We start from the raw sequence: 12221 nt of genomic DNA, 5'->3' as shown, positions 1-12221 counted from the left end.
TCATACGTACCGCACGAACCGCCGTACGAACAACGGCCGCCGCCCGGCGCCCGCGCGTCAGTCCGTGCCGAACTCCATCGCGGCCCGGTCGAGCAGCTCGTCGTCGCCCGAGGACTCGCCGCGCGAGGCGATGGCCTCGGCCCCGCCCTCCGGCATGCTGCCGATCAGCCCGGTCGCGGCGGCCTGGGCGGCGCCGATGGCCGGACCGCCGCTGCCGATCAGGCCGAGGCCCGCGTACTGCTCCAGCTTGGCGCGGGAGTCGGCGATGTCGAGGTTCCGCATGGTGAGCTGGCCGATCCGGTCCGCCGGGCCGAAGGCCGAGTCCTCGGTGCGCTCCATGGACAGCTTGTCCGGGTGGTAGCTGAACGCCGGGCCCGTGGTGTCGAGGATCGAGTAGTCCTCGCCGCGCCGCAGCCGCAGCGTCACCTCGCCGGTGACGGCCGCGCCGACCCAGCGCTGGAGCGACTCGCGGACCATCAGGGCCTGCGGGTCCAGCCACCGGCCCTCGTACATGAGCCGGCCGAGGCGCCGGCCCTCGTTGTGGTACTGGGCGAGGGTGTCCTCGTTGTGGATCGCGTTGACCAGGCGCTCGTACGCGGCGTGCAGCAGGGCCATGCCGGGGGCCTCGTAGATGCCCCGGCTCTTGGCCTCGATGATCCGGTTCTCGATCTGGTCCGACATGCCCATGCCGTGGCGGCCGCCGATGGCATTGGCCTCCATCACCAGGTCGACGGCGGAGGAGAACTCCTTGCCGTTGACGGTGACCGGGCGGCCCTGGTCGAAGCCGATCGTCACGTCCTCGGCGGCGATCTCGACCGACGGGTCCCAGAACCGGACGCCCATGATCGGCTCCACGGTCTCGACGCCCGTGTCCAGGTGCTCCAGGGTCTTGGCCTCGTGGGTGGCGCCCCAGATGTTGGCGTCGGTGGAGTACGCCTTCTCCGTGCTGTCGCGGTAGGGGAGGTCGTGGGCGAGGAGCCACTCCGACATCTCCTTGCGGCCGCCGAGCTCGGTCACGAAGTTGGTGTCCAGCCACGGCTTGTAGATCCGCAGGTGCGGGTTGGCGAGCAGGCCGTAGCGGTAGAACCGCTCGATGTCGTTGCCCTTGAAGGTCGAGCCGTCGCCCCAGATCTGGACGTCGTCCTCCAGCATCGCCCGGACCAGGAGGGTGCCGGTGACGGCGCGGCCCAGGGGAGTGGTGTTGAAGTAGGCACGGCCGCCCGAGCGGATGTGGAACGCGCCGCAGGTGAGCGCGGCGAGGCCCTCCTCGACCAGCGCCGCCCGGCAGTCGACCAGGCGCGCGATCTCGGCACCGTAGGTCTTCGCCCGATCGGGCACCGAGGCGATGTCGGGCTCGTCGTACTGGCCGATGTCGGCGGTGTAGGTGCAGGGGATGGCGCCCTTGTCGCGCATCCATGCGACCGCGACGGAGGTGTCGAGGCCGCCGGAGAAGGCGATGCCGACGCGCTCGCCGGCGGGCAGGGAGGTGAGGACCTTGGACATAGGAAGAGTATGCATCATCGCGCATGGTCATGCAAAGAGGGCGTAGGGGAACCCCGTGGAAAGGACTCGGTGCGCGGAAGGGGCGACCGTATCGACATCGCCGGACCGAAGCTTCTGCGAGAGTACGGACCCGTGACGGAAGAGAAAGAAGAGGGGAAAGGGAAGGAGCGGAGGATGGGAGAGGCGGAAGCGGGCGCCGTCGACGCGATCCTGCGCGCGGCCGACCGTGCGCCGGCCCCTGCCCACCTGGAGTTCCCGTACGGCTTCGACCACCCTCGGGCCCTCGCCCGCGTCCGTGCCCTGGTCGACCGGTTGCAGACAGCCTTCGACTGCCGCTGTCCGGCCGACACCGGCGTCCAGGACGCGAGCTTCCATGCGACCGTCTGCGTCCCCGCCGAGGCGACCGGGGCGGGGGAGCGGATCGTGGTCCGGCTGAGCAACTTCGGGGATCTCGCCGTCGCCTCCGCGGATTTCCCCGGCTGCTACGGCGACCTGGACGAGGCTGAGGAGGCTGGGGCTCTGACCTCTGCCGACCGCCGCACGGTGGAGGAGGCGGCGCGCTCCCTCGGCTACGTACTGATCCCTGAGTCCGCCCTGCGGCGCCCCTACGACGGGGTCACGCGCATGGCGGAGTGGGCCCTCCGTGGTGAAGTCACCTGGTGGACCAGATTCTTCGACTATCTGTGATGTGGTGATCCGCGATGCGTACCGCGGTCGTCCCCGCCGGCACGCGCGTGGTGGACCGGGTCGAGCCGGACGATCGATGCCGGACACCAGGGCCTGTCCGGCGGATCATGGCCGGGGCCGCGACGGAGAGATCCACGCTTACGTCGTGGGCTCCGGCGCGCCGGGGCCGCTGGAGCCCGCGGGGGTGTTCCGTCCGCGGCGCGGGGACGAGGTCGTGGAGTCGGCGGTCCAGCCCGATCTGGAGCGCGTCGTGTACACGACGCCGAACGACGTCGTCTGCCTCGCGCGCCGGCAACCCCGTGTGGGCGTCGGATTCCGAGCCGCACTCCGACCGACCGCATGGTCATCGGCCCGGCTGCGCGCTGTCTCTCGACGGCCGGAGCGTGTGGGTTTACCGGCCGGACGCGATGGCGGGGCGCGGGGACGGGGGCCAGTGGGTCGTGTACGACGTCGACGGTGGGGCGGTGATCGCCCGCCGGGAGCTGGAGACGGCCGGGCACGGTGCCCTCCACCGCGTGCACCCGGTGGACGGCAGCGTCCACCTGGACGTCGGTGAGGGCCAGGACGGTTCGGTCGTCCTCAGGGGTAGGGCCGGAGTCGGTGGCGAGCCGGAGTTCGCGACGTACCCGTGGCAGGACCGCTGCCTGATCGACCTGTCGCCGGACGGCGAGCGGTTCATGACCTTCGACCGCGGGCGGGCGGATGTCGCCTTCCACCGCCACCCCGAAGGGGACGTGCTCCTCACCCTCCCCGTCGAGGCCTTCGGATACGACCCGGAGGAGACGTTCGTGGAGTGGAGCGGCGGCTACCTGACCCCGGAGCCGGCCGTCGTCACCCTGGGCGGCGAGGGCCGGTACGAGGAGGAGTGGTTCCGTCACCACTTGGTCGACGTGCGCACGGGCGTCCTCCGCGGCGAGATCGACCTGAAGCGGCCCGCCCGTACGACCTGGTCCCCTTGGGTGATGGCTCCTGGCTCACCGGCGACCCCGGAGGCCACCCCGTACGCCGGTCGCACGCCACCTCGGCTTCCGCGCCCTCGGAACCGGAGGCTGACAGGGCGGCGCCGCACCCGACGAAGCGGCACGTCGGCCCCCGAGTCGGCACCCGCTTTTCCTCCGGCCCGCCTCCCCGGGCGTGCGGGTGCCGGCCGGGGCGTCCGGGTCCGGCAGGAGGCCGGCGCCCCCGCGGCTCGTTGCATAAAAGTGCAGGCTTGCGTATAGTCATGCCATCCATGAGGAGGGTTTCGATGACGGTACGAGTAGCAGTGGCGGGCGCGAGCGGATACGCGGGCGGAGAGCTCCTGCGTCTGCTCCTGGCGCACCCCCACGTCGAGATCGGGGCCTTGACCGGCCACTCCAACGCCGGTCAGCGACTCGGGGCCCTCCAGCCCCACCTGCTCCCGCTCGCCGACCGCGTCCTCGTGCCCACCGCCGCCGAGGAGCTCGCCGGGCACGACGTCGTCTTCCTCGCCCTGCCGCACGGCCGGTCCGCGGCCGTCGCCGAGCAGCTCGGCCCGGACGTCCTCGTCGTCGACATGGGCGCCGACTTCCGGCTGAAGGACCCGGCCGACTGGGAGACGTACTACGGCTCCCCGCACGCCGGGACCTGGCCCTACGGCCTCCCCGAACTGCCGGGCGCCCGCGCCGCCCTCGAAGGGTCCAAGCGCGTCGCGGTGCCCGGCTGCTACCCCACCGCCGTCTCGCTCGCGCTCTTCCCCGCGTACGCGAACGGCCTCGCCGAGCCCGAGGCCGTGATCGTCGCGGCCTCCGGAACCTCCGGCGCCGGCAAGGCCGCCAAGCCGCACCTGCTCGGCAGCGAGGTCATGGGCAGCATGTCCCCGTACGGGGTCGGCGGCGGCCACCGCCACACCCCCGAGATGATCCAGAACCTCAGCGGACCGGCGGGGGAGCGGGTCACCGTCTCCTTCACCCCCACCCTGGCCCCGATGCCCCGCGGCATCCTCGCCACCTGCACGGCCGCCGCGAAGCCGGGCACCACCGCCGAGGCCGTACGGGCCGCGTACGAGAAGGCCTTCGCGGACGAGCCGTTCGTCCACCTGCTCCCCGAGGGGCAGTGGCCGGCGACCGCGTCCGTCCACGGTTCCAACGCCGTTCAGATCCAGGTCGCGTACGACCCCGGTGCGAACCGGATCATCGCGATCAGCGCCATCGACAACCTCACCAAGGGCACCGCCGGCGGCGCGGTGCAGAGCATGAACACCGCCCTCGGGCTCCCCGAGGACACCGGACTTTCCACGATTGGAGTCGCTCCGTGAGCGACGCACGCGCAGCCACCGGTCTGCAGACGACGACGAAGCCCACACCCTTGTGCCGCGCGGGCGGAGACGGGGGCACCTCCCAGGCGTCGGCCCTGGGGGAGAACGGAGAAGCACAGTGAGCGTCACCGCAGCGAAGGGATTCACGGCGGCGGGCATCGCCGCCGGGATCAAGCAGAACGGCAACCCGGACCTGGCCCTCGTGGTCAACACCGGGCCCCGCCGCGCCGCCGCGGGAGTCTTCACCTCCAACCGCGTCAAGGCCGCCCCCGTCGTCTGGTCCCAGCAGGTCCTCGCCGACGGCGAACTGACCGCCGTCGTCCTCAACTCCGGCGGCGCCAACGCCTGCACCGGTCCCCAGGGCTTCCAGGACACCCACGCCACCGCCGAGAAGGCCGCCGAAGTCCTGTCCGCACGGGGCGAGGAGGTCGGCGCCGGTGAGGTCGCCGTCGCCTCCACCGGCCTCATGGCTGGACGGTCGGCGGCATGGCCAAGGGCGCCGGCATGCTCGCCCCCGGCCTCGCCACCATGCTCGTCGTCCTCACCACCGACGCCGACGTGGACGCCCAGGGCCTCGACGGCGCCCTCCGGAGCGCCACCCGCACCACCTTCGACCGGGTCGACTCCGACGGCTGCATGTCCACCAACGACACCGTCCTGCTCCTCGCCTCCGGCGCCTCCGGCCTCACCCCCGCCCAGGACGAGTTCGCCGAGGCCGTACGGGCCGTCTGCGACGACCTCGCCCGCCAGCTCATCGGCGACGCCGAGGGCGCCAGCAAGGACATCCGCATCGAGGTGGTCAACGCCGCGACCGAGGACGACGCCGTCGAGGTCGGCCGCTCCATCGCCCGCAACAACCTCCTCAAGTGCGCCATCCACGGCGAGGACCCCAACTGGGGCCGGGTGCTCTCCGCCATCGGCACCACCTCGGCCGCCTTCGAGCCCGACGAGCTCAACGTCGCCATCAACGGCGTCTGGGTCTGCCGGAACGGCTCCGTCGGCGAGGACCGCGACCTCGTCGACATGCGCTACCGGGAGGTCACCATCACCGCCGACCTCGCCGCCGGCACCGAGTCCGCCGTCATCTGGGCCAACGACCTCACCGCGGACTACGTCCACGAGAACAGCGCGTACTCGTCGTGACCGGCGCCACGCGGAAGCACACCGCGCTCCCCAAGGCCCAGATCCTCATCGAGGCCCTGCCCTGGCTCACCCGCCACCACGGTAAGACCGTCGTCATCAAGTTCGGCGGCAACGCCATGGTCGACGAGGACCTCAAGGCCGCCTTCGCCCAGGACGTCGTCTTCCTGCGGCACGCCGGCCTCAGGCCGGTCGTGGTGCACGGCGGCGGCCCCCAGATCAACGCCGCCCTCGACCGGCACGGCCTGGTCAGCGAGTTCAAGGCCGGCCTCCGGGTCACCACCCCCGAGGCGATGGACGTCGTACGGATGGTGCTCGCCGGCCAGGTCCAGCGCGAGCTCGTCGGACTGCTCAACCAGCACGGCCCGTTCGCCGTCGGCATGACCGGCGAGGACGCCCGCACCATCACCGCCACCCAGCACCGGCCGCTCATCGAGGGCGAGCAGGTCGACATCGGCCGGGTCGGCGAGATCACCGCCATCGAGACCGGCGCCATCGAAGCACTCCTGGAGGACGGCCGGATCCCGGTCGTCTCCTCCATCGCACGCTCCCAGGACGACGGACATGTCTACAACGTCAATGCTGATACGGCGGCTGCGGCACTCGCTGCGGCGCTGGGTGCCGAGACCCTGATGGTCCTGACCGACGTCGAGGGCCTCTACGAGGACTGGCCGAACAGCGACGAGGTCATCAGCAGGCTCACCGCGAGCCAGCTGGAGAAGCTGCTGCCCGAGCTCTCCAGCGGCATGGTCCCCAAGATGGAGGGCTGCCTGCACGCCGTACGGAACGGGGTCACCACGGCCCGCGTGATCGACGGCCGCGTCCAGCACTCGATCCTGCTGGAGATCTTCACCGACGAGGGCATCGGCACGATGGTCGTACCGGACGACCACCACGGACGGGGGAACCGATGAGCGGCACCGACACCAACGACAGCACCGGCAACGCCGAGTTGACCCGCCGGTGGCAGGGCTCGCTCATGAACAACTACGGCACGCCCCGACTGCCCCTCGTCCGCGGCGAGGGCGCCAAGGTCTGGGACGCCGACGGCAAGGAGTACCTGGACTTCGTCGGCGGCATCGCCGTCAACGCCCTCGGCCACGCCCACCCGGCGGTCGTCGAGGCCGTCTCCCGGCAGGTCGGCACCCTCGGCCACGTCTCCAACCTCTTCGCCGCCGAACCGCCCGTCGCCCTCGCCGAACGGCTCCTCGGCCTCTTCGGCCGGCCCGGCAGGGTCTTCTTCTGCAACTCGGGCGCCGAGGCCGTCGAGGGCGCCTTCAAGCTCGGCCGGCTCACCGGCCGCCCCCACATGGTCTCCACCCACGGCGGCTTCCACGGGCGGACCATGGGCTCCCTCGCCCTCACCGGCCAGCCCGCCAAGCAGACCCCCTTCCTGCCGCTGCCCGGCGACGTCACCCACGTGCCGTACGGTGACGCCGAGGCGCTGCGGGCCGCGGTCACCGAGGACACCGCGCTCGTGATCATCGAGCCGATCCAGGGCGAGAACGGCGTGGTCGTCCCGCCCCCGGGCTACCTCAAGGCGGCCCGGGAGATCACCCGCGCCACCGGCACCCTGCTCGTCCTCGACGAGGTCCAGACCGGCATCGGCCGCTGCGGCCACTGGTTCGCGGCCCAGGCGGAAGGCGTCGAGGCGGACGTCGTCACCCTCGCCAAGGGCCTCGGCGGCGGCCTCCCGATCGGCGCGACCGTCGCCTTCGGTCCGGCCGCCGACCTCTTCGGCCCGGGCCACCACGGCACCACCTTCGGCGGCAACCCGGTCGCCTGCGCCGCCGGACTCGCCGTCCTGGACACCCTCGCCGCCGACGCGGCCCTCGACCACGTGAAGGCGGTCGGGGAGCGGCTGCGGCAGGGAATCGAGGCCCTGGGCCACCCGCTGGTCTCCCACGTCCGTGGCGCGGGCCTCCTGCTGGGTATCGTGCTCACGGAGTCCCTCGCGCCCCAGGTGCAGCAGGCGGCTCAGGACGCCGGCCTCCTGGTGAACGCGCCCGCCCCCGATGTCGTACGGATCATGCCTTCGCTGCTCCTCACCGACGCCGAGGCGGACGCCTTCGTCCAGGCCCTGCCCGGAGTCCTCGACGTGGTGAACGGGCAAGGACGAAGCGGAGAATGAGACGACGATGACCGACGCGCAGGAGAACGAGCACGGAGGGCCGTCCGTTCCGCAGACCCGCACCGCACGCCACCGCAGGATCGTCGACATCCTCAACCGGCAGCCGGTGCGCTCGCAGAGCCAGCTGGCCAAGCTCCTCGCGGACGACGGGCTGAGCGTCACGCAGGCGACGCTCTCCCGCGACCTCGACGAGCTGGGCGCGGTGAAGATCCGCAACACCGGCGGCGAGCTGATCTACGCGGTGCCCAGCGAGGGCGGCTTCCGCACCCCGCAGGCCCCGCTCGGCGAGTCCGCCAAGGAGGAGCGCATGCGGCGCCTCTCCGGCGAGCTGCTGATCTCCGCCGAGGCCTCCGCGAACCTGGTGGTCCTGCGGACCCCGCCGGGCGCCGCCCAGTTCCTCGCGTCGGCCATCGACCAGGCCGAACTGCACGCGATCCTCGGCACGATCGCGGGCGACGACACCCTCCTGCTGATCAGCCGCGACCCGGTGGGCGGCCAGGCCCTGGCGGACCACCTCCTGAAGCTGGCCCAGAAGTAGGCCCGCCCGCGGTGCGGACCCGTACGGCCCGTCCCGTACGGGTCACCCGCCCGCGGGCAGCGGCGGCAGGGGCAGCGGCAGCGCGGGCAGCCCGTCCAGGCTGCTCGCGATGTGCTCCTTGCCCTCGCAGTACGCGTTGAACTCCTCGTCCGTCTTCCGGTTGAAGTACTCGGCGTGCAGCGTCCGTTCCTCCCGGTACTCCATCAGCGGGACGGCGAACCCGCACGAGTCGCTGATCCGGTGCGCCCGCACCAGGACGATCGCCCGCGCACTGCCCTGCCCCTCCACGGCCTCGGCCGGGAACCGCCCGAACAGCTCGCTCCAGCGCGGGTCGTCGCGGAGCACCGCCTCCCCGGTCCCGTGCACCCGGACCACCGTCGGCGGCCCCGAGAACGCGGTCCACATCAGGGTGATCCGCCCGTTGCCCGGCTCCCGCAGGTGCGCGAGCGTCTCGGCGCTGCTGCCGCCGAAGTCCACGTAGGCGAGGGTCAGTTCGTCGAGCACCACGAGGGTGCCGTACCGGCCCTTGGGGGAGAGGTTGACGTGGCCGTCGCCGGACAGGGGAGCAGTCGCGGTGAAGAAGACCGGCTGCTCCTCGATGAAGGTGCGCAGCCGTCCCTCGATACGTTCGTATGTCTTTCCCATGGTCCGCATTCTGCTCACCGCCACCGCGGGGGGCGACGCCTTGGCGAGTCCCTTGCGAAAGAAGGCGTTCATGCCCCCGCTGCCGCACGTGCCCGGGCACGCAGCTTCGGGTCCGGGTCGTCGGCGAGCACCCGGACCGCCTCCCGGAACGCGGCGCCACCGGTCTCGGCGAGCAGCCGCAGCGCGCCCTTCCGCACGTGCGGGGCCGGGGCGGCGGTCGCGCGCCGGAGGAGCGCGTCGGCCGGAAGCCGGCGGGCCCATGGCAGCAGCGCCGCCACGACCTCCCGCACGACCCGCGCCGAACCGTCGTCCAGCAGGGGTACGAGGGGCTCGACCCGTACGGCGTCGAGCCGGCGCAGTCCCGCCACGGCGCTCGCCCGCACACGGGGCCGCTCGTGGCCCGTCAGCACCCACAGGGCCGGCACGTCCACGGACCGGTCGCCGCACTCGGCGAGCCCGAGCGGCGCGTCGTCGGGCACCCCGCCCCCGGCGGCGCAGGCCGCCCGGTAGAGCGGCAGCGGCTCGGTGCCCGCCTGCCGCAGCACCCAGCGGGCGCAGGCGCGCACCGACGCGGAGCGGTCGTGCAGGAACGGCTCGGCCTCGGCGGCCCGTCCCGCCCGGCGCAGCCCGGTGACCCCGGCGGCCCGTGCCCGGCCCTGCCGGGAGCGCAGGAGCGGGGCGAGGACGACCCCGTGGTCCCCGTCCCCGCCGTCCCCGATCGTCGCGAGCGCCGCGTTCGCGCACAGGTCCTGGACGACCACGTCGGGATCGGTGGCGGCGATCTCCGCGAGCCGGCCGGGGGAGAGCAGACCGCGCTCCAGCCCGATCCGGTGGGCGAGCCGCCGGACCCTCCGGTCGCCGCTTCCGAGCAGCGCGGTCACCCGGCTCCCGGGCCCCTCCCACAGGAGTCCGGTCAGCAGTTGCCGCGCGGCGTCCCCGTGCCGTCGCCCGGAGAGCAGCAGGGCGGCCGCCAGGAGGTCGCCGAACGTCCCGTGCGGCAGCCCCGGCAGCTCCGAGCGCAGGACGGACCGCGCCCGCTCCCGTACGGGGCCGGCCCAGTCGGCGCACCGGACGACGACCAGGGGGAGGAGCCCGGGGACGCCGCGCACGTAGGAGAGGGCGACCTCCCGCGTCCGCCCGTCGGGGCCGCACAGGGCGACGGCCGTCTCGGCGGCGGCGGGCCGCCGACCCGGGGCGCCGGGGAACCAGGTGTGGACGGGCGGCAGGGAGGAGCCCCACCGCAGCTCGGCGCGGACGCCCTCGTCGAAGCCGGCCCACGCCTCCGCGCCGGCCCCCTCCGGTATCCGGGCGAAACGGCCTGCGAGCTCTTCGAAAACACTGGTCGGCATGGGCGGATCCTAGGGCCTGTCCGGCGGATCATGGCCGGGGCCGCGGCGTCCGGCACGGCACCTCGCCGCGTTGCCGAAACGCCCCGACAGCTCCGCTGTCGAACCGCTCCGGCGCCTTGCGAGCCACCGCACCGGACGCCGCGGCCCACCCGACCCTGATCCGCCGGACAGGCCCTGGAGACGGACGGTCGGGGGTGCCGCCGGATATCGAGCCGGAGCCGCGCGCCCCACCGCACCCGCCGCAGCGCGTTGACAAAACATACGGAGGATTGCATAGTTATGCCATCGTCTTCTCCGGGCCACCGCTTCTTCCGGCCCGCCGCGAGGCCCCCGGGCCGGGAAGGCGACGGTCCACCCACCCTCCCGAGGAGCAGCAGCTGTGAGCAGCAACAACGGTGACGTACGGCTCTGGGGCGGACGGTTCGCCGACGGTCCCGCCGAGGCCCTGGCGAAGCTGTCCGCGTCGGTCCACTTCGACTGGCGTCTCGCCCCGTACGACATCGCCGGCTCCCGCGCCCACGCGCGCGTGCTGCACGCGGCGGGTCTGCTCACCCAGGACGAGCTGACCCGCATGCTGGCCGGACTCGACCGATTGGAGGCGGACGTCGCGGACGGCTCCTTCGTCGGGACGATCGCCGACGAGGACGTCCACACCGCCCTGGAGCGGGGCCTCCTGGAGCGCCTCGGCCCGGACCTCGGCGGCAAGCTGCGCGCCGGCCGGTCCCGGAACGACCAGGTCGCCACCCTCTTCCGGATGTACCTGCGCGACCACGCCCGGATCATCGGCGGCCTCCTCGCCGACCTCCAGGACGCCCTCGTCGGCCTCGCCGAGGCGCACGCCGACGTCGCCATGCCCGGCCGCACCCACCTCCAGCACGCCCAGCCGGTGCTCTTCGCCCACCACGTCCTGGCCCACGTCCAGTCCCTCTCCCGGGACGCCGAGCGGCTGCGCCAGTGGGACACCCGGACGGCGGTCTCCCCGTACGGCTCCGGCGCCCTCGCCGGCTCCTCCCTCGGCCTCGACCCGGAGGCGGTCGCGAAGGACCTGGGCTTCGAGCGGGGCAGCGCGGGCAACTCGATCGACGGCACGGCCTCCCGCGACTTCGTCGCCGAGTTCGCCTTCATCACCGCGATGATCGGGGTGAACCTCTCCCGGATCGCGGAGGAGGTCATCATCTGGAACACGAAGGAGTTCTCCTTCGTGACCCTCCACGACGCCTTCTCCACCGGCTCGTCGATCATGCCGCAGAAGAAGAACCCCGACATCGCGGAGCTCGCCCGGGGCAAGTCCGGCCGCCTCATCGGCAACCTCTCCGGTCTGATGGCCACGCTCAAGGCGCTTCCGCTCGCCTACAACCGGGACCTCCAGGAGGACAAGGAGCCGGTCTTCGACTCCTGCGACCAGCTGGAGGTCCTGCTGCCCGCCTTCACCGGGATGATGGCCACGCTCACCGTCAACCGGGAGCGCATGGAGGCCCTCGCCCCGGCCGGCTTCTCGCTGGCCACGGACATCGCGGAGTGGCTGGTCAAGCAGGGCGTGCCGTTCCGGGTGGCGCACGAGGTGGCCGGCGAGTGCGTGAAGGTCGCCGAGTCCGAGGACAAGGAGCTGGACGAGCTGACGGACGAGCAGTTCGCCAAGATCTCCGAGCACCTCACCCCCGAGGTCCGCACGGTCCTCAACGTCCCCGGCGCCCTCGCCTCCCGCAACGGCCGGGGCGGCACCGCCCCCTCCGCCGTCGCCGTCCAGCTCGTCGAGGTCAAGGCGGACCTGGTGATCCAGCACGCCTGGGCCACCGCCAAGCACTGACCGCGTAGCCCCGCAGCGCCGCCGCCCGCTCCGCGAGCGCGTCGAAATCCGGCCGGATCGACCCGATCCGCTCGTCGACGCGCGGGAGCAGGCGGCGGCGAGGTGTTTTCCGCTCCGTGCGGCCGCGTGCGCCTCCGCCGCCCCCG

The 12221-nt window shown here is 72.9% G+C and carries 10 protein-coding genes and 1 pseudogene; 8 read left to right on the top strand and 3 right to left on the bottom strand.

All coding sequences use genetic code 11. The features are described from left to right. Nucleotides 1–57 precede the first annotated feature (57 nt). Nucleotides 58–1503: an argininosuccinate synthase gene (gene argG, locus OO47_RS25785; protein WP_030214719.1), complete on the bottom strand. Its 1446-nt coding sequence runs from the start codon at nucleotides 1501–1503 to the stop codon at nucleotides 58–60. Nucleotides 1504–1677: 174 nt separating this feature from the next. Between argG and OO47_RS25780 the strand changes: the two genes are divergently transcribed. From OO47_RS25780 to OO47_RS25750, 7 genes and pseudogenes are all read left to right on the top strand, one after another. After that, entirely contained in the window at nucleotides 1678–2190 is a 513-nt protein-coding gene (locus OO47_RS25780) for a hypothetical protein (protein ID WP_030214722.1), read from the top strand. Nucleotides 2191–2573: 383 nt separating this feature from the next. Beyond that, nucleotides 2574–3410, top strand: a complete 837-nt coding sequence (locus OO47_RS33575; RefSeq protein WP_407696359.1) for a hypothetical protein — start codon at nucleotides 2574–2576, stop codon at nucleotides 3408–3410. A 26-nt stretch (nucleotides 3411–3436) separates the two neighbouring features. Continuing rightward, on the top strand, nucleotides 3437–4465 hold the full coding sequence (gene argC, locus OO47_RS25770) for an N-acetyl-gamma-glutamyl-phosphate reductase (RefSeq protein WP_030215210.1): 1029 nt from the start codon (nucleotides 3437–3439) through the stop codon (nucleotides 4463–4465). 118 nt (nucleotides 4466–4583) lie between these two features. Further along, nucleotides 4584–5608: pseudogene (locus tag OO47_RS33570) on the top strand (bifunctional glutamate N-acetyltransferase/amino-acid acetyltransferase). Continuing rightward, the gene (gene argB / locus OO47_RS25760) at nucleotides 5605–6519 is read left to right on the top strand and encodes an acetylglutamate kinase (protein ID WP_030214725.1); all 915 of its coding nucleotides are present in this window, start codon (nucleotides 5605–5607) and stop codon (nucleotides 6517–6519) included. Before OO47_RS33570 ends, argB begins: the two are co-directional and overlap by 4 nt. Continuing rightward, on the top strand, nucleotides 6516–7736 hold the full coding sequence (locus tag OO47_RS25755; RefSeq protein ID WP_030214727.1) for an acetylornithine transaminase: 1221 nt from the start codon (nucleotides 6516–6518) through the stop codon (nucleotides 7734–7736). The genes argB and OO47_RS25755 overlap by 4 nt, the downstream gene beginning before the upstream one ends. Nucleotides 7737–7743: 7 nt before the next feature. Continuing rightward, a complete protein-coding gene (locus OO47_RS25750; RefSeq protein WP_030214728.1) occupies nucleotides 7744–8274 on the top strand; it encodes an arginine repressor in 531 nt (176 codons plus the stop codon). Nucleotides 8275–8316: 42 nt separating this feature from the next. On the opposite strand, the gene OO47_RS25745 is transcribed toward OO47_RS25750, so the two are convergent. Beyond that, complete coding sequence (locus tag OO47_RS25745; protein ID WP_030214729.1) at nucleotides 8317–8919, bottom strand: pyridoxamine 5'-phosphate oxidase family protein; 603 nt, start codon at nucleotides 8917–8919, stop codon at nucleotides 8317–8319. A 68-nt stretch (nucleotides 8920–8987) separates the two neighbouring features. Next, entirely contained in the window at nucleotides 8988–10268 is a 1281-nt protein-coding gene (locus OO47_RS25740) for a hypothetical protein (protein ID WP_063831933.1), read from the bottom strand. A gap of 379 nt (nucleotides 10269–10647) precedes the next feature. On the opposite strand from OO47_RS25740, the gene argH reads away from it, so the two are divergent. Beyond that, nucleotides 10648–12075 (top strand): argininosuccinate lyase, encoded by a 1428-nt coding sequence (gene argH / locus OO47_RS25735; protein ID WP_030214731.1) that lies wholly within the window; start codon nucleotides 10648–10650, stop codon nucleotides 12073–12075. Nucleotides 12076–12221: the final 146 nt, after the last annotated feature.

This window comes from Streptomyces bikiniensis (assembly GCF_000716625.1).
Lineage (GTDB): Bacteria > Actinomycetota > Actinomycetes > Streptomycetales > Streptomycetaceae > Streptomyces > Streptomyces bikiniensis.
Note: the sequence above shows the minus strand (reverse complement) of the source record. Positions and strands in the feature narration are given on the sequence as shown.

What these genes read in the sequence shown, in the direction of transcription:
- OO47_RS25780 (WP_030214722.1), top strand. Translation starts at nt 1,678, where the DNA reads ATGGGAGAGGCGGAAGCGGGCGCCGTCGACGCGATCCTGCGCGCGGCC.
- argG (WP_030214719.1), bottom strand. Translation starts at nt 1,503, where the DNA reads ATGTCCAAGGTCCTCACCTCCCTGCCCGCCGGCGAGCGCGTCGGCATC.
- OO47_RS25740 (WP_063831933.1), bottom strand. Translation starts at nt 10,268, where the DNA reads ATGCCGACCAGTGTTTTCGAAGAGCTCGCAGGCCGTTTCGCCCGGATA.
- OO47_RS25750 (WP_030214728.1), top strand. Translation starts at nt 7,744, where the DNA reads ATGACCGACGCGCAGGAGAACGAGCACGGAGGGCCGTCCGTTCCGCAG.
- OO47_RS25745 (WP_030214729.1), bottom strand. Translation starts at nt 8,919, where the DNA reads ATGGGAAAGACATACGAACGTATCGAGGGACGGCTGCGCACCTTCATC.
- OO47_RS25755 (WP_030214727.1), top strand. Translation starts at nt 6,516, where the DNA reads ATGAGCGGCACCGACACCAACGACAGCACCGGCAACGCCGAGTTGACC.
- argC (WP_030215210.1), top strand. Translation starts at nt 3,437, where the DNA reads ATGACGGTACGAGTAGCAGTGGCGGGCGCGAGCGGATACGCGGGCGGA.